General features: G+C 56.7%; 31 protein-coding genes. 1 reads left to right on the top strand and 30 read right to left on the bottom strand.

The window, feature by feature from the left end:
* Nucleotides 1-25: 25 nt before the first annotated feature.
* Complete coding sequence (locus QAO71_RS01485) at nucleotides 26-799, top strand: MetQ/NlpA family ABC transporter substrate-binding protein (RefSeq protein WP_074781301.1); 774 nt, start codon at nucleotides 26-28, stop codon at nucleotides 797-799.
* Nucleotides 800-937: 138 nt separating this feature from the next.
* On the opposite strand, the gene QAO71_RS01480 is transcribed toward QAO71_RS01485, so the two are convergent.
* From QAO71_RS01480 to tuf, 30 genes are all read right to left on the bottom strand, one after another.
* Nucleotides 938-2,398: a catalase gene (locus QAO71_RS01480; protein ID WP_036993678.1), complete on the bottom strand. Its 1,461-nt coding sequence runs from the start codon at nucleotides 2,396-2,398 to the stop codon at nucleotides 938-940.
* Between the two features lie 218 nt (nucleotides 2,399-2,616).
* Nucleotides 2,617-3,000, bottom strand: coding sequence for a 50S ribosomal protein L17 (gene rplQ / locus QAO71_RS01475; RefSeq protein ID WP_036993680.1), 384 nt, complete (start codon nucleotides 2,998-3,000; stop codon nucleotides 2,617-2,619).
* Nucleotides 3,001-3,025: 25 nt separating this feature from the next.
* Nucleotides 3,026-4,027, bottom strand: coding sequence for a DNA-directed RNA polymerase subunit alpha (gene rpoA, locus QAO71_RS01470; RefSeq protein WP_036993682.1), 1,002 nt, complete (start codon nucleotides 4,025-4,027; stop codon nucleotides 3,026-3,028).
* A gap of 26 nt (nucleotides 4,028-4,053) precedes the next feature.
* A complete protein-coding gene (gene rpsD, locus QAO71_RS01465) occupies nucleotides 4,054-4,674 on the bottom strand; it encodes a 30S ribosomal protein S4 (protein WP_036993684.1) in 621 nt (206 codons plus the stop codon).
* A 15-nt stretch (nucleotides 4,675-4,689) separates the two neighbouring features.
* Nucleotides 4,690-5,079, bottom strand: a complete 390-nt coding sequence (gene rpsK, locus QAO71_RS01460) for a 30S ribosomal protein S11 (RefSeq protein ID WP_036993685.1) — start codon at nucleotides 5,077-5,079, stop codon at nucleotides 4,690-4,692.
* Between the two features lie 20 nt (nucleotides 5,080-5,099).
* On the bottom strand, nucleotides 5,100-5,456 hold the full coding sequence (gene rpsM, locus QAO71_RS01455; RefSeq protein ID WP_036993686.1) for a 30S ribosomal protein S13: 357 nt from the start codon (nucleotides 5,454-5,456) through the stop codon (nucleotides 5,100-5,102).
* Between the two features lie 172 nt (nucleotides 5,457-5,628).
* Entirely contained in the window at nucleotides 5,629-5,745 is a 117-nt protein-coding gene (rpmJ, locus tag QAO71_RS01450) for a 50S ribosomal protein L36 (protein ID WP_074781302.1), read from the bottom strand.
* Between the two features lie 24 nt (nucleotides 5,746-5,769).
* Nucleotides 5,770-7,098, bottom strand: a complete 1,329-nt coding sequence (secY, locus tag QAO71_RS01445; protein WP_036993688.1) for a preprotein translocase subunit SecY — start codon at nucleotides 7,096-7,098, stop codon at nucleotides 5,770-5,772.
* A gap of 7 nt (nucleotides 7,099-7,105) precedes the next feature.
* Nucleotides 7,106-7,540 (bottom strand): 50S ribosomal protein L15, encoded by a 435-nt coding sequence (gene rplO, locus QAO71_RS01440; RefSeq protein ID WP_036993690.1) that lies wholly within the window; start codon nucleotides 7,538-7,540, stop codon nucleotides 7,106-7,108.
* 3 nt (nucleotides 7,541-7,543) lie between these two features.
* Nucleotides 7,544-7,726 carry a 50S ribosomal protein L30 gene (gene rpmD, locus QAO71_RS01435; RefSeq protein ID WP_036993692.1) on the bottom strand — a complete coding sequence of 61 codons (183 nt, stop codon included), beginning with the start codon at nucleotides 7,724-7,726 and terminating at the stop codon, nucleotides 7,544-7,546.
* 6 nt (nucleotides 7,727-7,732) lie between these two features.
* Nucleotides 7,733-8,236, bottom strand: a complete 504-nt coding sequence (rpsE, locus tag QAO71_RS01430; RefSeq protein ID WP_036993694.1) for a 30S ribosomal protein S5 — start codon at nucleotides 8,234-8,236, stop codon at nucleotides 7,733-7,735.
* A gap of 10 nt (nucleotides 8,237-8,246) precedes the next feature.
* Nucleotides 8,247-8,597, bottom strand: a complete 351-nt coding sequence (gene rplR, locus QAO71_RS01425; protein ID WP_036993696.1) for a 50S ribosomal protein L18 — start codon at nucleotides 8,595-8,597, stop codon at nucleotides 8,247-8,249.
* Between the two features lie 10 nt (nucleotides 8,598-8,607).
* Nucleotides 8,608-9,138 carry a 50S ribosomal protein L6 gene (gene rplF, locus QAO71_RS01420; protein WP_036993698.1) on the bottom strand — a complete coding sequence of 177 codons (531 nt, stop codon included), beginning with the start codon at nucleotides 9,136-9,138 and terminating at the stop codon, nucleotides 8,608-8,610.
* 12 nt (nucleotides 9,139-9,150) lie between these two features.
* Nucleotides 9,151-9,543, bottom strand: a complete 393-nt coding sequence (gene rpsH / locus QAO71_RS01415) for a 30S ribosomal protein S8 (protein ID WP_036993701.1) — start codon at nucleotides 9,541-9,543, stop codon at nucleotides 9,151-9,153.
* A gap of 39 nt (nucleotides 9,544-9,582) precedes the next feature.
* Nucleotides 9,583-9,888: a 30S ribosomal protein S14 gene (gene rpsN / locus QAO71_RS01410; RefSeq protein WP_036993703.1), complete on the bottom strand. Its 306-nt coding sequence runs from the start codon at nucleotides 9,886-9,888 to the stop codon at nucleotides 9,583-9,585.
* A 10-nt stretch (nucleotides 9,889-9,898) separates the two neighbouring features.
* A complete protein-coding gene (gene rplE, locus QAO71_RS01405; RefSeq protein ID WP_036993705.1) occupies nucleotides 9,899-10,438 on the bottom strand; it encodes a 50S ribosomal protein L5 in 540 nt (179 codons plus the stop codon).
* Between the two features lie 17 nt (nucleotides 10,439-10,455).
* Nucleotides 10,456-10,770 (bottom strand): 50S ribosomal protein L24, encoded by a 315-nt coding sequence (gene rplX / locus QAO71_RS01400; protein WP_036993706.1) that lies wholly within the window; start codon nucleotides 10,768-10,770, stop codon nucleotides 10,456-10,458.
* An 11-nt stretch (nucleotides 10,771-10,781) separates the two neighbouring features.
* Nucleotides 10,782-11,150: a 50S ribosomal protein L14 gene (gene rplN, locus QAO71_RS01395; RefSeq protein ID WP_036993708.1), complete on the bottom strand. Its 369-nt coding sequence runs from the start codon at nucleotides 11,148-11,150 to the stop codon at nucleotides 10,782-10,784.
* A 44-nt stretch (nucleotides 11,151-11,194) separates the two neighbouring features.
* Nucleotides 11,195-11,458 carry a 30S ribosomal protein S17 gene (gene rpsQ, locus QAO71_RS01390; protein WP_036993710.1) on the bottom strand — a complete coding sequence of 88 codons (264 nt, stop codon included), beginning with the start codon at nucleotides 11,456-11,458 and terminating at the stop codon, nucleotides 11,195-11,197.
* A gap of 2 nt (nucleotides 11,459-11,460) precedes the next feature.
* Entirely contained in the window at nucleotides 11,461-11,652 is a 192-nt protein-coding gene (rpmC, locus tag QAO71_RS01385) for a 50S ribosomal protein L29 (RefSeq protein WP_036993711.1), read from the bottom strand.
* Nucleotides 11,652-12,065, bottom strand: a complete 414-nt coding sequence (rplP, locus tag QAO71_RS01380; RefSeq protein ID WP_036993714.1) for a 50S ribosomal protein L16 — start codon at nucleotides 12,063-12,065, stop codon at nucleotides 11,652-11,654. Before rplP ends, rpmC begins: the two co-directional genes overlap by 1 nt.
* Nucleotides 12,066-12,076: 11 nt before the next feature.
* Nucleotides 12,077-12,757, bottom strand: a complete 681-nt coding sequence (gene rpsC, locus QAO71_RS01375; RefSeq protein ID WP_036993716.1) for a 30S ribosomal protein S3 — start codon at nucleotides 12,755-12,757, stop codon at nucleotides 12,077-12,079.
* Nucleotides 12,758-12,768: 11 nt separating this feature from the next.
* A complete protein-coding gene (gene rplV / locus QAO71_RS01370; protein WP_036993718.1) occupies nucleotides 12,769-13,101 on the bottom strand; it encodes a 50S ribosomal protein L22 in 333 nt (110 codons plus the stop codon).
* 12 nt (nucleotides 13,102-13,113) lie between these two features.
* Nucleotides 13,114-13,389 carry a 30S ribosomal protein S19 gene (rpsS, locus tag QAO71_RS01365; protein ID WP_036993720.1) on the bottom strand — a complete coding sequence of 92 codons (276 nt, stop codon included), beginning with the start codon at nucleotides 13,387-13,389 and terminating at the stop codon, nucleotides 13,114-13,116.
* A 16-nt stretch (nucleotides 13,390-13,405) separates the two neighbouring features.
* A complete protein-coding gene (gene rplB, locus QAO71_RS01360) occupies nucleotides 13,406-14,230 on the bottom strand; it encodes a 50S ribosomal protein L2 (RefSeq protein ID WP_036993722.1) in 825 nt (274 codons plus the stop codon).
* A gap of 14 nt (nucleotides 14,231-14,244) precedes the next feature.
* A complete protein-coding gene (gene rplW, locus QAO71_RS01355) occupies nucleotides 14,245-14,541 on the bottom strand; it encodes a 50S ribosomal protein L23 (protein WP_280165074.1) in 297 nt (98 codons plus the stop codon).
* Complete coding sequence (rplD, locus tag QAO71_RS01350) at nucleotides 14,538-15,140, bottom strand: 50S ribosomal protein L4 (RefSeq protein WP_036993726.1); 603 nt, start codon at nucleotides 15,138-15,140, stop codon at nucleotides 14,538-14,540. Before rplD ends, rplW begins: the two co-directional genes overlap by 4 nt.
* 12 nt (nucleotides 15,141-15,152) lie before the next feature.
* Entirely contained in the window at nucleotides 15,153-15,791 is a 639-nt protein-coding gene (gene rplC / locus QAO71_RS01345) for a 50S ribosomal protein L3 (protein ID WP_036993727.1), read from the bottom strand.
* Between the two features lie 95 nt (nucleotides 15,792-15,886).
* Nucleotides 15,887-16,198: a 30S ribosomal protein S10 gene (gene rpsJ / locus QAO71_RS01340; RefSeq protein WP_028614853.1), complete on the bottom strand. Its 312-nt coding sequence runs from the start codon at nucleotides 16,196-16,198 to the stop codon at nucleotides 15,887-15,889.
* 154 nt (nucleotides 16,199-16,352) lie between these two features.
* Nucleotides 16,353-17,552: an elongation factor Tu gene (gene tuf, locus QAO71_RS01335; protein ID WP_036993729.1), complete on the bottom strand. Its 1,200-nt coding sequence runs from the start codon at nucleotides 17,550-17,552 to the stop codon at nucleotides 16,353-16,355.
* Nucleotides 17,553-17,584 lie beyond the last annotated feature (32 nt).

Raw genomic sequence — 17,584 nt, 5'->3', positions numbered from 1 at the left:
ACCCCCGTCTATTTCGGAGTTTCCAATGAAGAAGATTCTTGCTGTTCTGGCCCTGTCCACTGCCTTCGGTGCCCATGCGGCAGACAAGCTGAGCATCGCCGCCACTGCCGTTCCCCACGCCGAAATCCTCGAGTTCGTCAAACCCGCGCTGGCCAGTGAAGGCGTTGAGCTCGATATCAAGGTCTTTACCGATTACGTGCAGCCCAACCTGCAGGTTGCCGAAGGCCGTCTGGATGCCAACTTCTTCCAGCACAAGCCCTATCTGGATGAGTTCAACAAGGGCCGTGGCACCGATCTGGTCAGCGTCGCCAACGTGCATGTAGAGCCCTTTGGCATCTACTCCAGCAAGCTGAAATCCCTGGACGAAATCAACGACCGGGCCACCATCGCTATCCCCAACGACGCCACCAATGGCGGCCGCGCGCTGCTGCTGCTGGACAAGGCCGGCGTGATCACCCTGAAGGACAAGAGCAATATCCTCGCCACCCCGCGCGATATTGAAGGCAACCCGAACAAGGTACGCATCCGCGAGCTGGAAGCCGCTACCCTGCCGCGCGTCCTCGATCAGGTGGACCTGGCGCTGATCAATACCAACTACGCTCTGGAAGCCGGCCTGAACCCCACTAGCGATGCACTGGCCATCGAGGGTGACGACTCGCCTTACGCCAATATCCTGGTGACCCGCGCGCAGGATGCCGAGAACGAAGCCGTGCAGAAGCTGGTAAAGGCGCTGCACAGCAACGAAGTGAGAGAGTTCATTGAGGATAAATACCAGGGCGCTGTGGTTCCGGCGTTCTGATCGGACCAGCTAACGGAATACCAGCAGAAGTCGGCCCACAGGGCTGGGCCGACTCCTTCCTTGCATAACCCTTCCTCCAGCTGCAAAAAGCCCGCGACTAATACCTCGTCGCGGGCTACTTTCAACTAGCGGTCGTTATCAGACCGGCACTTCCGACATCGGCACACCCAGCGCTGCTGCAATCCCCTTGCCATAAGCCGGATCGGCCTTGTAGCAGTGGGTGATGTGGCGAATCATGATGTGACGCTCAACCCCATTCATGGCCCGTGCGGTGTTCTGGAACAGCCGCTGCTGCTCTTCAGCCGACATCAGACGGAACAGATTGCCCGGCTGGGTGAAGTAGTCGGCATCGTCAGCGCGGAAATCATAGCGGGCTGCGGCACCTTCCAGCGCCATCGGCGGCTCGCTGAAATCAGGCTGCTCCTGCCATTCACCGTAGGTGTTCGGCTCATAGTGCAGGCGGCTGCCCTGGTTGCCATCGACCCGCATGGCACCATCGCGATGGTAGCTGTGCACCGGGCAACGGGGCGCATTCACCGGGATCTGGTGATGGTTCACGCCCAGCCGATAGCGCTGCGCATCACCGTAGGAGAACAGACGACCCTGCAACATGCGGTCTGGTGAAAAGCTGATGCCCGGTACCACATTGGCCGGAGTAAAGGCCGCCTGCTCCACGTCCTGGAAGTAGTTGTCCGGGTTGCGGTTCAGCTCCATGTAACCCACTTCGATCAGCGGGTAGTCCTGCTTCGACCAGACCTTGGTCAGATCGAACGGGTGGAAGCCGTAGGATGCCGCATCGGTCTCCGGCATGATCTGCACGTACAGGGTCCAGCGCGGGAAGTCGCTGTTCTCGATCGCTTCGTACAGGTCGCGCTGAGAGCTTTCGCGGTCCCCGGCCACCACCGCAGCGGCTTGCTCGTCGGTCAGGTTCTTGATGCCCTGCTGGGTCTTGAAGTGGAATTTGACCCAGTAGCGTTGATTGTCCGCACTGATGAAACTGTAGGTGTGCGAACCGAACAGGTGCATATGGCGGTAGCCGGCGGGAATACCGCGGTCACCCATCACATAGGTGATCTGGTGCAGTGCTTCAGGCAGACCGGTCCAGAAGTCCCAGTTGTTGTTGGCGTTGCGCATGTTGGTACGCGGGTCGCGCTTGACCGCATGGTTCAGGTCGGGGAATTTCAGCGGGTCGCGGAAGAAGAACACCGGGGTGTTGTTGCCCACTAGGTCCCAGTTACCCTGTTCGGTATAGAACTTCAGCGCCGCGCCGCGGATATCACGCTCGGCATCGGCTGCGCCGCGCTCGCCGGCCACGGTGGAGAAGCGGGCGAACATCGGGGTTTTCTTGCCGACCTCGGCAAAGATCCGCGCTTTGGTGTATTGAGTGATGTCATGGGTCACCACGAACTCACCGAAAGCCCCGGAGCCCTTGGCGTGCATGCGGCGCTCAGGAATCACTTCACGGTCGAAATGTGCCAGTTTTTCCAGAAACCAGACATCCTGCAGCAACATCGGGCCGCGGGGTCCTGCCGTCATCACGTTCTGGTTTTCAGATACCGGTGCACCGGCCACGGTGGTGAGTTTTGGTTTGTCGGTCATAGTGCTCTCTCTCCTGGATCAATTCGGCGGCCAGCGGCTGGAACCGGTGGCGTTGGGGCAATGATAAGGAGCCAGCAGAAATAGAACCAATGAGTTGGCTCAAACCAAACGATAGGATTTACATATTAACGGTACGGCGTAACTGGCAGGGAAGCCACAGCAAATCGCAGATATAAAAAAACCGGGCCAAAGCCCGGTTTTCTTGAACTACCCGCTACTTACTCTTCGGAAGCAGCAGCCAGCTCAGGGCGGTCAACCAGTTCCACGTAGGCCATGGGTGCCGCATCACCAGCGCGGAAACCGCACTTCAGGATACGTACATAGCCGCCGGGACGGTCTGCGTAGCGCTTGCCCAGGTCGTTGAACAGCTTACCTACAGCTTCTTTGCTGCGGGTGCGGTCAAAGGCCAGACGGCGATTGGCTACGGTATCTTCTTTCGCCAGGGTGATCAGCGGCTCTGCAACACGGCGCAATTCCTTGGCCTTGGGCAGAGTGGTTTTGATCAGTTCATTCTCGAACAGCGACACCGCCATGTTCTGGAACATGGCCTTGCGGTGCGAGCTGGTCCGACTCAGGTGACGACCACTTTTACGATGACGCATCTCTCAATTCCTCGGTGTCAGACGATCAGGCCGTAACCTTGTCGTCCTTCTTCAAGCTTGCAGGCGGCCAGTTGTCCAGACGCATACCCAGTGACAGACCACGCGAAGCCAGAACATCCTTGATTTCAGTCAGGGATTTCTTGCCCAGGTTCGGAGTCTTCAGCAGTTCCACTTCGGTACGCTGGATCAGATCGCCAATATAGTAAATGTTTTCAGCCTTCAGACAGTTGGCCGAACGAACAGTCAGCTCCAGGTCGTCAACCGGGCGCAGCAGGATCGGGTCGATCTCATCTTCCTGCTGTTCCACTACAGGCTCCTGGTCGCCCTTCAGATCAACGAAGGCGGCCAGCTGATGCTGCAGAATGGTCGCGGCGCGACGAATAGCTTCTTCCGGATCCAGCGTACCATTGGTTTCCAGGTCAATGACCAGTTTGTCCAGGTTGGTACGCTGCTCGACCCGAGCGCTCTCGACCACGTACGCCACACGGAGAACCGGGGTGTAGGTGGCATCGAGCTGCAGGCGGCCGATGGAACGGCTTTCGTCTTCGTCCGACTGACGCGCATCGGCAGGCTCATAGCCACGACCGCGCGCAACAGTCAACTTCATGTTCAGGACGCCGTTGTCCGACAGCGTGGCGATGTGGTGATCAGGGTTGATGATCTCCACATCGTGGTCCAGCTGAATGTCGCCAGCGGTGACCGCACCCGGGCCCTTCTTGGAGAGGGTCAGGGTGACGTGATCACGACCATGCATCTTGATCGCTACACCTTTCAGGTTGAGCAGGATCTCGATGACATCTTCCTGGACGCCTTCGATGGCGCTGTACTCATGCAAAACGCCATCGATTTCCGCCTCAACCACGGCACAACCGGGCATGGACGAGAGCAGGATGCGACGCAGCGCATTGCCCAGGGTATGACCAAAACCACGTTCCAGCGGCTCAAGAGTGATCTTGGCGCGAGTGGACGAGGTTTCTTGAACGTCGATATGACGTGGTGTAAGAAACTCGGCAACCGAATTTTGCATGAAAGGCACCTTTTGCTGACTATCGCTTACTTGGAGTAAAGCTCGACGATCAAGTTCTCGTTGATGTCGGCGTACAGATCACTCCGTGCGGGCAGGCTCTTGAAGACACCTTCCTTCTTGGCAGCGTCTACTTCCAGCCATTCTGCCTGGCCGCGTTGGGCAGCCAGATCCAGCGAGCCGTTGATGCGCAGCTGGTTCTTGGCCTTCTCACGAACGGCAACCACATCACCCGGGGAAACCAGGTAGGACGCAATGTTCACGGTTTTGCCGTTGACACTGATGGCCTTGTGGGAAACCAACTGACGAGCTTCGGCACGTGTTGCGCCAAAACCCATACGGTATACAACGTTATCCAGACGACGCTCGAGCAGTTGCAGCAGGTTCTCGCCGGTAGCACCCTTCAGACGGGCAGCTTCCTTGTAGTAGTTGCTGAACTGACGCTCGAGTACACCGTAGATACGACGAACTTTTTGCTTCTCGCGCAATTGAGTGCCGTACTCGGAGAGACGGCCGCGACGCTGACCATGCACGCCAGGAGGACTCTCCAGCTTGCACTTGGAATCAAGAGCGCGTACGCCGCTCTTGAGGAACAGATCAGTGCCTTCGCGACGAGACAGCTTACATTTGGGACCAATATATCTAGCCATTTAACCGTCTCCTGATTACACGCGGCGCTTCTTGGGCGGGCGACAACCGTTATGTGGGATGGGGGTGACATCGGTGATGCCGCTGATCTTGTAACCACAAGAGTTCAGCGCGCGTATCGCGGACTCACGACCCGGGCCGGGGCCCTTCACATTAACGTCGAGGTTCTTCAAACCATATTCCAGAGCCGCCTGACCAGCACGCTCGGCCGCTACCTGAGCAGCGAACGGGGTGCTTTTACGCGAACCACGGAAACCGGAACCACCGGAAGTCGCCCAGCTCAGAGCGTTGCCCTGGCGGTCGGTAATGGTGATGATGGTGTTGTTGAAAGACGCGTGGACGTGGGCGATACCATCAACCACCGTCTTTTTGACTTTTTTACGAACACGAGCAGCAGGCTTAGCCATATCTGTATATTCCTTCGCGATTACTTACGGATCGGCTTGCGCGGACCCTTACGGGTACGAGCGTTGGTCTTGGTGCGCTGGCCGCGGACCGGAAGGCCACGACGATGACGCAGACCACGATAGCAGCCAAGATCCATGAGACGCTTGACGTTCATATTGATCGCGCGGCGCAGGTCACCTTCGGTGTTACTCTTGGCAACCTCGTTACGCAGCAGATCAATCTGCTCCTCGCTCAGATCCTTGATTTTTGCACTGGGCTCAATGCCAGTGGCGGCACAGATCTGCTGTGCCTTGGTTTGACCGATACCAAAGATATAGGTCAGAGAGATAACAGTATGCTTGTTATCCGGGATGTTGACGCCTGCAATACGGGCCATCCAAATTACTCCGTCTGACAGCTACCTGACTCAACCCAAACGTAACAAGGTTGCGTGAAAAAGGGTGCAGTAGGGTAGCGCTAACATATAAAAAAATCAACCACCCGACCAATTAACTGGCCGGGCGGCGGTTATCCTGAGACGTAGTCTTCAATCAGAGCAGGTTGAGTAATCAACCCTGGCGCTGTTTGTGACGAGGCTCAGCACTGCAGATGACCCGTACGCTGCCGTTGCGACGGATGACCTTGCAGTTACGGCAAAGCTTCTTGACTGATGCTGCAACTTTCATAACGTTCTCCAGAATCCTGAAATATCAGCGCAGCATGCCGCTGCCGTAGCCTTTCAGGTTCGATTTCTTCAAAAGAGACTCATACTGCTGAGAAACGAGGTGCGATTGTACTTGGGACATGAAGTCCATAACAACCACAACAACGATCAACAGCGAAGTCCCACCCAGATAGAACGGCACGTTGGCCGAGACTACCAGGAACTGCGGCAGCAGGCAGACCGCAGTCATGTACAGGGCTCCGAACATGGTCAGGCGGGTCAGTACGCCGTCGATATAACGAGCGGACTGTTCACCCGGGCGGATACCCGGAATGAAAGCACCAGACTTCTTCAGATTGTCAGCCACATCCTTGGGGTTGAACATCAGCGCTGTATAGAAGAAGCAGAAGAAAATGATCCCTGCACTGAACAGAATGATGTTCAACGGCTGACCCGGGGCAATAGCCTGGGACAGGCTTTGCAGCCAACCCATGCCCTCACCCTGGCCGAACCAGGTCCCCAGCGAAGCCGGAAACAACAGGATGCTGCTGGCGAAAATCGCTGGAATCACCCCAGCCATATTCACCTTCAACGGCAAGTGGCTGGTCTGGGCAGCGAACACCTTGCGGCCCTGCTGCCGCTTGGCGTAGTTCACAGTGATGCGCCGCTGACCACGCTCGACGAAGATCACGAACGCGATCATGGCAACCGCCAGCAAGGCGATGGTAATCAGCGCGAAGATGTTGATATCGCCCTGACGTGCCGCCTCGAAGGACTGCCCTATTGCGCCGGGCAAGCCAGCAACGATACCGGCGAAGATCAGCATGGAGATACCATTGCCGACGCCTCGCTCGGTGATCTGCTCACCCAGCCACATCATGAACATCGCACCCGCCACGAAGGTAGTGACCGCTATGAAATAGAAGCCAAAACCGGTAGCGAAGGCCACGCCCTGGCTGGACAGGCCAACCGACATCCCCACCGCCTGAATCAAGGCCAGTACCAGCGTCAGATAACGCGTGTACTGACTGATCTTGCGGCGTCCGGACTCACCTTCCTTCTTCAACTGCTCCAGCGTTGGGCTCACCGCCGTCATCAACTGCATGATGATCGATGCAGAGATATACGGCATGATCCCCAGAGCGAAGATACTCATCCGCTCCAGGGCACCACCGGAAAACATGTTGAACAGGCTAAGAATGGTCCCCTCATTCTGTCTGAACATATCTGCCAGACGATCAGGGTTGATACCGGGCACCGGTATATGGGCACCGATTCGGTAAACGATGATCGCCAGGAACAGGAAGCGCAGGCGCCCCCATAGTTCCGTCAGGCCGCCTTGATTCATTCCAGAGAGAGCGCCTTGCTTAGCCATGTAGTCCTTATTCCTCGATCTTGCCGCCAGCTGCTTCGATCGCTGCACGGGCACCCTTGGTAGCTTTCAGACCTTTGATGGTAACCGCTTTGGTTACATCACCGGACAGAACTACCTTGGCGCGTACAAACTTGTCACCAATGATATTGGCGTCTTTCAGCGCTTGCAGGTCGATAACATCGACATCCAGCTTGTTCAGCTCGCTGGTGCGAATTTCAGCGGTCACCATCGCGATCTTGGAAGTGAAGCCGAACTTCGGCAGACGACGGTGCAACGGCTGTTGACCACCCTCGAAACCGGGAGCGACCTTACCGCCGGAGCGCGAAGTCAAACCTTTGTGGCCGCGACCGGCAGTCTTGCCCAGGCCGCTACCGATACCGCGACCGACGCGCAGCTTTTCAGGGCGTGCACCCGGCGCGGAACGCAGATCATTCAGTTTCATGTCTTAACCCTCAACCCGGACCATGTAGGAGACCCTGTTGATCATCCCACGTACAGCCGGAGTATCTTCGACTTCGACGGTATGACCGATGCGGCGCAGGCCCAGGCCCTTTACGGAAGCCTTGTGGCTCGGCAGACGCCCGATCACGCTCTTGAACAGGGTTACTTTGATTTTTGCATTAGCCATGCCAGCTTACCCCACGATGTCTTCAACGGTCTTGCCACGCTTGGCCGCCACAGAATCGGGAGACTGCATAGACTTCAGACCCTTGTAGGTAGCCTGAACGACGTTGACCGGGTTGGTGGAACCGTAACATTTGGCCAGTACGTTATGGATGCCAGCGGCTTCCAGAACGGCGCGCATAGCGCCACCGGCGATAACGCCAGTACCTTCGGAGGCCGGCATCATGAATACCTTGGAGGCACCATGGGCAGCCCGCAGGGGATACTGAATGGTGGTGCCATTCAGATCCACCTGGATCATGTTACGACGTGCGGCTTCCATGGCCTTCTGGATAGCGGCAGGCACTTCACGCGCCTTGCCACGACCGAAGCCCACGCGACCATTGCCATCGCCGACTACTGTCAGCGCTGTGAAGGCAAAGATCCGACCGCCCTTAACTACTTTGGCGACGCGGTTAACCTGAACCAGTTTCTCGATGTAACCTTCGTCACGCTTTTGATCGAAATTAGCCATAGCTCTACCCTTAGAATTCCAGCCCGCCTTCACGAGCGGCGTCGGCCAGCGCTTTCACGCGGCCATGATACTTGAAGCCGGAACGGTCGAAGGAGACCTGAGTTACACCGGCGGCCTTGGCACGTTCGGCGACCAGAAGACCTACCTGTTTGGCGGCTTCGATGTTGCCGGTACTGCCACTGCGCAAGTTTGCGTCAAGGGTGGAGGCACTGGCCAGAACCTTGGAACCGTCGGCCGAGATCACTTGTGCGTACATGTGCTGCGAAGAACGGTACACGCACAGACGTACGGCTTCGAGCTCGCGCAGTTTCAGACGCGAACGACGAGCGCGACGGAGACGAATAACTTTTTTATCGCTCATTTTCTATGCCCTACTTCTTCTTGGCTTCTTTACGACGCACGACCTCATCGGCGTAGCGAACACCCTTGCCCTTATAGGGTTCGGGACGACGGAAATCACGAATTTCCGCGGCTACCTGACCGACCAGTTGCTTGTCGATGCCTTTGATGACGATGTCAGTCTGGCTGGGGGTTTCAACCGAAACACCCTCGGGCAGCTGATAGTCGATTGGGTGGGAGAAACCCAGGGCCAGGGACAGAACCTGTCCTTTAGCCTGAGCCCGGTATCCTACACCAACCAGCTGCAGCTTGCGCTCGAAACCTTGGCTGACGCCGACAACCATGTTGTTGACCAGTGCACGAGTGGTGCCGGCCATGGCTGCATTGACACTGCCAGGACGAGGAGCGAAACGCAGTACGCCCTCTTCCTGGGTTACTTCAACGGCCGGATGCATGCTCAGTGCGAGGGCGCCCTTCGGGCCCTTGACGGAGACATCCTGACCATCAATCTTGACTTCTACACCCTGCGGCAAAGTGACAGGGTTCTTAGCGACGCGAGACATCGTAACCCCCTATCAGAATACGGTGCAGAGCACTTCACCGCCGATACCGGCAGCGCGAGCAGCGCGATCAGTCATAACACCTTTGTTGGTGGAGACGATCGAGACACCCAGTCCACCCTTGACCTTGGGAAGCTGGTCAACGGACTTGTACTGACGCAGGCCGGGACGGCTGATGCGCTTCATTTCTTCGATTACCGGCTTGCCTTCGAAGTACTTGAGCTCGATCGACAGCACAGGCTTGGCATCGCCCTGCACTTCGTAACCAGCTACATAGCCTTCTTCTTTAAGTACTTTGGCGACAGCCACCTTCAGCTTTGCCGAAGGCATGCTGACACTGGACTTTTCAGCCATCTGGGCATTACGGATACGGGTTAGCATATCGGCTAACGGGTCCTGCATACTCATGGGCTTTGTGCTCCTGAAACTGAGTAATTAAGGTCTTGTTTACCAGCTGGCCTTGACCAGACCGGGTACATCACCGCGCATGGCAGCTTCGCGCAGCTTGATGCGCGAGAGACCGAACTTGCGGTATACACCGTGTGGGCGGCCAGTCACGCGGCAGCGGTTACGCTGACGCACGGGGCTCGCATCACGCGGCAGTTTCTGCAGGGCAACCTGGGCATTCCAACGATCTTCAACAGATGCATTGACGTTGCCGACGGTGGCCTTGAGTTCAGCACGCTTGGCAGCGTACTTGGCAACCAGGCGAGCCCGTTTGGCCTCGCGGTTCTTCATGCTGATTTTAGCCATTGCCTGACTCCTAGTTGCGGAACGGGAAGTTGAACGCACGCAGCAGCGCGCGGCCTTCGTCGTCAGTCCGGGCGGTAGTGGTCAGGGTGATGTCCAGACCACGCAGAGCATCGATCTTGTCGTAATCGATTTCCGGGAAGATGATCTGCTCTTTCACACCCATGCTGTAGTTGCCGCGACCATCAAAGGACTTGGCATTCAGACCACGGAAGTCACGTACGCGCGGCAGCGAGATCGACAGCAGACGATCCAGGAACTCATACATCTGTTCACGACGCAGTGTCACCTTGACACCGATCGGCCAGCCGTCACGAATCTTGAAGCCGGCAATCGACTTGCGGGAGTAGGTCACGATGCCTTTACGGCCAGTGATCTTTTCCAGGTCAGCCAATGCGTTCTCAATGACTTTCTTGTCACCTACTGCTTCACCAAGGCCCATGTTCAGGGTGATCTTGGTGATCTTCGGCACTTCCATCACGTTCTGCAGGCCCAGGTCTTCCTTGAGCTGCGGAACCAGGGTAGTCCGGTAATGTTCTTTCAATCTTGCCATGGTAAGCACCTAGATTCTCAAGCGTCGACCGCTTTTTGGGTCGACTTGAAAATACGAACCTTCTTACCGTCTTCGACCTTGAAGCCGATACGGTCGGCTTTGCTGGTCTCAGGGTTGAAGATAGCCACGTTGGAGACGTGGATTGGCGCCTCCTTTTCAACAATACCGCCCTGCACACCAGCCATAGGGTTCGGCTTGGTAGCGCGCTTGATAATGTTGACACCAGCAATGACCAGGCGGTCGTCAGCCAGGACCTTACGGACCTTGCCACGCTTGCCTTTGTCTTTTCCGGCGATGACGATTACGTCGTCGTCACGTTTGATCTTTTGCATGACCGGGCTCCTTACAGCACTTCGGGCGCGAGGGAAACGATCTTCATGAACTGCTCGTTACGCAGTTCACGCGTCACTGGCCCAAAGATGCGGGTACCGATCGGCTCATTTTTGTTGTTGAGCAGAACGGCTGCGTTGCCATCGAAACGGATCAGCGAACCGTCGGTACGGCGAACGCCGTGACGGGTACGCACGATGACCGCAGTCAGCACCTGGCCTTTCTTTACTTTGCCGCGCGGAATCGCTTCCTTCACGGTCACTTTGATGATATCGCCAATGCCGGCGTAGCGACGGTGAGAACCGCCCAGAACCTTGATGCACATAACGCGGCGTGCACCACTGTTGTCAGCCACATCCAGCATGGATTGAGTCTGAATCATAACTTTCTCCGACCCTTAAATAATCCGCTATAACAGCGCGGGGCTTAAACTTGCGCCGCGCGCTCGTCGATCTGTACCAGGGTCCAGCTCTTGGTTTTAGCCAAGGGACGGGTTTCCCGGATAGTGACCAGATCGCCGATGCGGCATTCGTTGTTCTCATCATGCGCATGCAGCTTGGTAGAGCGGCGTACGTACTTGCCGTACAGCGGGTGCTTTACCTGACGCTCGATGAGCACAGTAACGGTTTTGTCCATCTTGTCGCTGACCACACGGCCAGTAACGGTACTAACTGTAGTGTTCTCGGCCATGATCAGTTACCACCTTTCTGATTGAGCACGGTCTTGACTCGAGCGATGTCACGCTTGGTCTGCTTGAGCAGATGACTCTGACCGAGTTGACCGGTTGCCTTCTGCATGCGCAGATTGAACTGGTCGCGCAGCAGGGTGAGCAGCTGCTCGTTCAGCTGCTCGGCAGATTTTTCACGAAGTTCTGTCGCTTTCATCACATCACCGTCCGCTTAACAAAGGTGGTTGCGAGGGGCAGCTTGGCAGCGGCCAGGGCAAAAGCCTCACGCGCCAGCTCTTCGGAAACACCTTCAATCTCATACAGGACCTTGCCCGGCTGAATCTGGGCTACCCAGTATTCGACGTTACCCTTACCTTTACCCATCCGCACTTCGAGAGGCTTCTTGGAGATCGGCTTGTCAGGGAAGACACGGATCCAGATTTTACCGCCACGCTTGACGTGACGAGTCAGAGCACGACGTGCCGCTTCAATCTGACGGGCGGTCAAACGACCACGGCTGACGGATTTGAGTGCGTATTCGCCAAAGCTCACTTTACTGCCGCGATGTGCCAGGCCACGGTTGTGACCGGTCATTTGCTTGCGGAACTTCGTACGCTTGGGTTGTAACATGTGCGTACCCCTTACTTAGCAGCTTTTTTCTTGGTCGCGACGGTTTTGATTTCTTCAGGCTGACCACCAATGATCTCGCCTTTGAAAATCCAAACCTTCACACCGATCACACCGTAAGTGGTGTGGGCTTCAGCCGTTGCGTAGTCGATGTCGGCACGCAGAGTGTGCAGCGGCACACGGCCTTCACGGTACCATTCGGTACGGGCGATCTCGGCGCCGCCGAGACGGCCGCTAACCTGGATCTTGATACCCTTGGCACCAATACGCATGGCGTTCTGTACAGCACGCTTCATCGCACGACGGAACATGACGCGACGCTCGAGCTGCTGGGCAACGCTCTGGGCCACCAGGGCACCGTCGAGTTCCGGCTTGCGGATCTCTTCGATGTTGATGTGCACCGGAACGCCCATCTGGCTGGTCAGTTCCTGACGCAGCTTCTCGACGTCTTCACCCTTCTTGCCAATCACAATGCCGGGACGGGCAGTGTGAATGGTGATGCGGGCTGTCTGGGCCGGGCGCTGAATATCAACGCGGCTGACGGAAGCGCTTTTCAATTTGTCCTGAATGTACGCGCGTACTTTCAGGTCCGTGTTCAGATAGTCCGCATAAGTGCGGCCGTCTGCATACCACACCGAAGTGTGCTGTTTTACGATACCGAGGCGAATGCCTGTCGGATGTACTTTCTGACCCATGTGATCGACTCCTACTTGTCAGCAACCTTGACCGTGATATGGCAAGACCGCTTGATGATGCGATCAGCACGGCCTTTGGCACGTGGCATGATGCGCTTCAGAGAGCGACCTTCGTTGACAAACACGGTGGAGACCTTGAGGTCATCCACGTCTGCGCCATCATTGTGCTCAGCGTTGGCAATGGCCGACTCCAGCACTTTCTTGATGACATCAGCGGCCTTCTTGTTGCTGAAAGTCAGCAGATTCAGGGCCTCATCCACCTTCTTCCCGCGGATCTGATCGGCGACCAAGCGAGCTTTCTGGGCAGAGAGTCGGGCGCCCTTAACGGTAGCGGCTACTTCCATCTTTCTAACCCCTTAGCGCTTGGCTTTCTTGTCTGCCGCATGACCGCGATAGGTACGCGTGGCAGAGAATTCGCCCAATTTGTGGCCGACCATGTCTTCGGTAACGATGACCGGGACATGTTGACGACCGTTGTGTACTGCGATGGTCAAACCAACCATCTGCGGCAGAACCATCGAACGGCGCGACCAGGTTTTAACCGGCTTGCGATCGTTCTTTTCTGCTGCAACTTCGACCTTCTTCAACAGGTGAAGATCGATAAAAGGACCTTTCTTCAGAGAACGCGGCACGTCGTTTCCCCTCTAATTACTTGCTGCGACGACGGACAATCATATTGTCAGTGCGCTTGTTGGACCGAGTCTTAGCACCCTTGGTGGGGAAGCCCCACGGCGACACCGGATGACGACCACCAGAAGTACGCCCTTCACCACCACCATGCGGGTGATCAACCGGGTTCATGGCAACACCACGAACGGTCGGACGCACACCGCGCCAGCGAGTGGCACCGGCCTTACCCAGGGAGCGCAGGCTGTGCTCACCGTTGGACACTTCGCCCAAGGTGGCGCGGCATTCGCCGAGAACCTTGCGCATTTCGCCGGAACGCAGGCGAACGGTGACATAGGCGCCTTCACGGGCAACCAGCTGTACGGAGGCACCAGCACTGCGGGCAACCTGAGCACCCTTGCCGGGCTTCAGTTCGATCGCGTGGATGGTGCTACCCACCGGAATGTTGCGCAGCGGCAGGCAGTTGCCAGCCTTGATCGGCGCGTCGGCACCCGACACCAGCTGATCGCCAGCAGTCACACCCTTGGGAGCGATGATGTAGCGACGCTCGCCGTCGGCGTACTTCAGCAGAGCAATGTGAGCGGTACGGTTCGGATCGTATTCGATACGCTCAACGGTGGCGGGAATGCCATCCTTGTTGCGACGAAAATCGACCAGACGATAGTGCTGCTTATGACCGCCCCCACGATGACGCGTGGTGATGCGACCATTGTTGTTACGTCCGCCGGACTTGCCTTGCTTCTCGAGCAGGGGCGCATAAGGAGCACCCTTGTGCAGGTCCGAGCTAACGACCTTTACGACGAAGCGGCGGCCAGCGGAAGTAGGTTTACATTTAACAATTGCCATGATGTACCCCTTTCTTATTCAGCGCTGGCGAAGTCGATGTCCTGACCGGGCTCAAGGCTGACATAGGCCTTCTTCCAGTCATTACGCTTGCCCAGGCCGCGAACGGTTCGCTTGGTCTTGCCTTTGACATTCAAGGTCGACACACGGTCTACCTTGACGTTGAACAGCTGTTCAACGGCTTTCTTGATTTCCAGCTTGGTCGCAGTGGTATCCACTTTGAACACGATCTGGCTATGGGTCTCAGCCAGCACGGTAGCCTTCTCGGATACATGCGGGCCAAGCAGTACTTTGAAAATGCGCTCTTGGTTCATCCCAGCATCTCCTCGAACTTCTTAACAGCAGGTACGGTGATCAGTACCTTGTCGTAAGCGATCAGGCTGACCGGGTCAGAACCCTGCACATCACGTACGTCGACATGCGGCAGGTTGCGCGCAGCCAGGTACAGGTTGGTGTCCAGGCTGTCAGTGACGATCAGCACCTTCTCCAGATTCAGATCCTTGAGCTTGCCTACCAGCGCCTTGGTCTTGGGAGCTTCAACAGAGAAGCTTTCGACCACGACCAGGCGATCCAGGCGAACCAGCTCGGAGAGGATCGAGCGCATGGCGCCACGGTACATCTTCCGGTTCAGCTTCTGCTCATGATCACGCGGACGAGCTGCAAAAGTGGTACCGCCCCCGCGCCAGATCGGGCTGCGGATGGTGCCGGCACGTGCACGGCCGGTACCCTTCTGACGCCAGGGCTTCTTGCCGCCACCGGACACTTCAGAACGGGTCTTCTGCTGCTTGGTGCCCTGACGACCGCCAGCCATGTAGGCGACAACGGCCTGGTGTACCAGGGTCTCGTTAAACTCGGTTGCAAAGGCCAGATCGGATACTTCGATCGCGCTTGCACCAGCTACATTCAGATTCATGCTAACTCCCCCTTAACCCTTGGCCTTGACTGCCGGGCGGACAACTACGTCGCTGCCAGGCGCGCCGGGCACTGCACCCTTGATGAGCAGCAGATTACGTTCGGCGTCAACGCGTACGATTTCCAGGGTCTGCACAGTCACTTGCTCAGCGCCCATGTGACCGGACATCTTCTTGCCCTTGAATACGCGACCCGGGGTCTGGCACTGGCCAATGGAACCTGGAACACGGTGGGATACGGAGTTGCCGTGAGTGGCATCCTGTCCGCGGAAGTTCCAGCGCTTGATGGTACCGGCAAAGCCCTTACCTTTGGACTGACCGGTAACGTCTACTTTCTGGCCCGCTTCGAAAATGCTTACGGTGATTTCTGCACCAGCTTCGAACTCAGCGCCGTCTTCCAGGCGGAATTCGCATACGCTGCGACCTGCAGCAGTATTCGCTTTGGCAAAATGCCCAGCCATCGGCTTGCTGACGCGACTGGCGCGACGCTCACCCACGGTGATTTGAATAGCTTGATAGCCGTCCGAATCAAGGGACTTTACTTGAGTGATACGGTTAGGTTCGACTTCAACCACCGTAACAGGAATGGAAATACCATCTTCAGTGAAAACGCGGGTCATACCGCATTTCCGGCCGACTACACCAATAGTCATGTTGTAAACCTCATGAGTGCACGGGGCTATTTACCCGCTATGGCCGCCCATTTCAGGGCGTTACACGGCTGGATAGCCCCCGTCGTGTGGGGCTATCAGCCGAGGCTGATCTGAACCTCAACGCCAGCTGCAAGGTCCAGTTTCATCAGCGCATCGACAGTCTTGTCGGTAGGCTGAACGATATCCAGCACCCGCTTATGGGTACGGATTTCATATTGATCCCGGGCATCTTTGTTGACGTGCGGAGAAACCAGCACGGTAAAACGCTCTTTGCGTGTCGGCAAAGGTATCGGACCACGCACCTGAGCCCCAGTACGTTTCGCGGTATCCACGATTTCCTGGGTTGATTGATCTATCAGGCGATGGTCAAAAGCCTTCAACCGAATACGAATCTGTTGGTTCTGCATTTGACCAGAAACTCCAAGCTTCTATTCTTCCGAGCACACCCGGACCGGGCACGCCCATCAAGGGAGGCGCAATTCTACTGATGCGCCAGTCCAGTGTCAACCATAATACAAAAGCCCCCGATCTCTCGGGGGCTTCTGCGTATGGCTCAAATCATCAAGCGATGATCTTGGCAACCACGCCGGCACCAACGGTACGACCACCTTCGCGAATCGCGAAGCGCAGGCCGTCTTCCATGGCGATCGGAGCGATCAGGGTAACAACCAGCTTCACGTTGTCGCCCGGCATAACCATTTCCACGCCTTCCGGCAGTTCGCAGGAACCAGTCACGTCAGTTGTACGGAAGTAGAACTGCGGACGGTAGCCCTTGAAGAACGGAGTGTGACGGCCGCCTTCATCCTTGCCCAGCACGTACACTTCAGCTTCGAACTGAGTGTGCGGCTTGATGGTGCCCGGCTTGGCCAGAACCTGACCACGCTCAACGTCTTCACGCTTGGTACCACGCAGCAGAACACCAACGTTCTCACCAGCACGACCTTCGTCGAGCAGCTTGCGGAACATCTCAACACCAGTACAAGTGGTCTTGACGGTGTCTTTGATACCAACGATCTCGACTTCTTCCTGAACGCGAACGATACCGCGCTCAACACGACCAGTCACAACAGTACCGCGACCGGAAATGGAGAATACGTCCTCGATCGGCATCAGGAACGGCTTGTCGATAGCACGCTCAGGCTCGGGAATGTAGCTGTCCAGAGTCTCGACCAGAGTCTTAACGGCGGTAGTACCCATGCCGTTGTCGTCCTGACCGTTCAGTGCCATCAGCGCGGAACCGATGATGATCGGAGTGTCGTCGCCTGGGAAGTCGTAGGTGCTCAGCAGATCACGCACTTCCATCTCGACCAGTTCCAGCAGCTCTTCATCATCAACCATGTCAGCCTTGTTCAGGAACACGACGATGTAAGGAACGCCAACCTGGCGGGACAGCAGGATGTGCTCGCGAGTCTGCGGCATGGGGCCGTCAGCAGCGGAGCAAACCAGGATAGCGCCATCCATCTGGGCAGCACCGGTGATCATGTTCTTCACATAGTCAGCGTGACCGGGGCAGTCAACGTGCGCGTAGTGACGGATCGGGGAATCATACTCAACGTGGGACGTGTTGATGGTGATACCACGAGCCTTTTCTTCCGGCGCGTTGTCGATCTGATCGTAGCCCTTGGAGGTGCCACCGCTGCCGAATACTTCGGCGCAAACGCGGGTCAGAGCAGCGGTCAGAGTGGTTTTACCATGGTCAACGTGACCGATGGTACCCACGTTCAGGTGCGGTTTACTGCGTTCAAACTTTTCTTTTGCCACGATTAGTAACCTCTTCAATTAGCCAGGAAGCA

The organism is Halopseudomonas sp. SMJS2, assembly GCF_029866945.1.
Taxonomy (GTDB): domain Bacteria; phylum Pseudomonadota; class Gammaproteobacteria; order Pseudomonadales; family Pseudomonadaceae; genus Halopseudomonas; species Halopseudomonas bauzanensis.
This window is presented reverse-complemented; position numbering and strand designations above follow the sequence as displayed.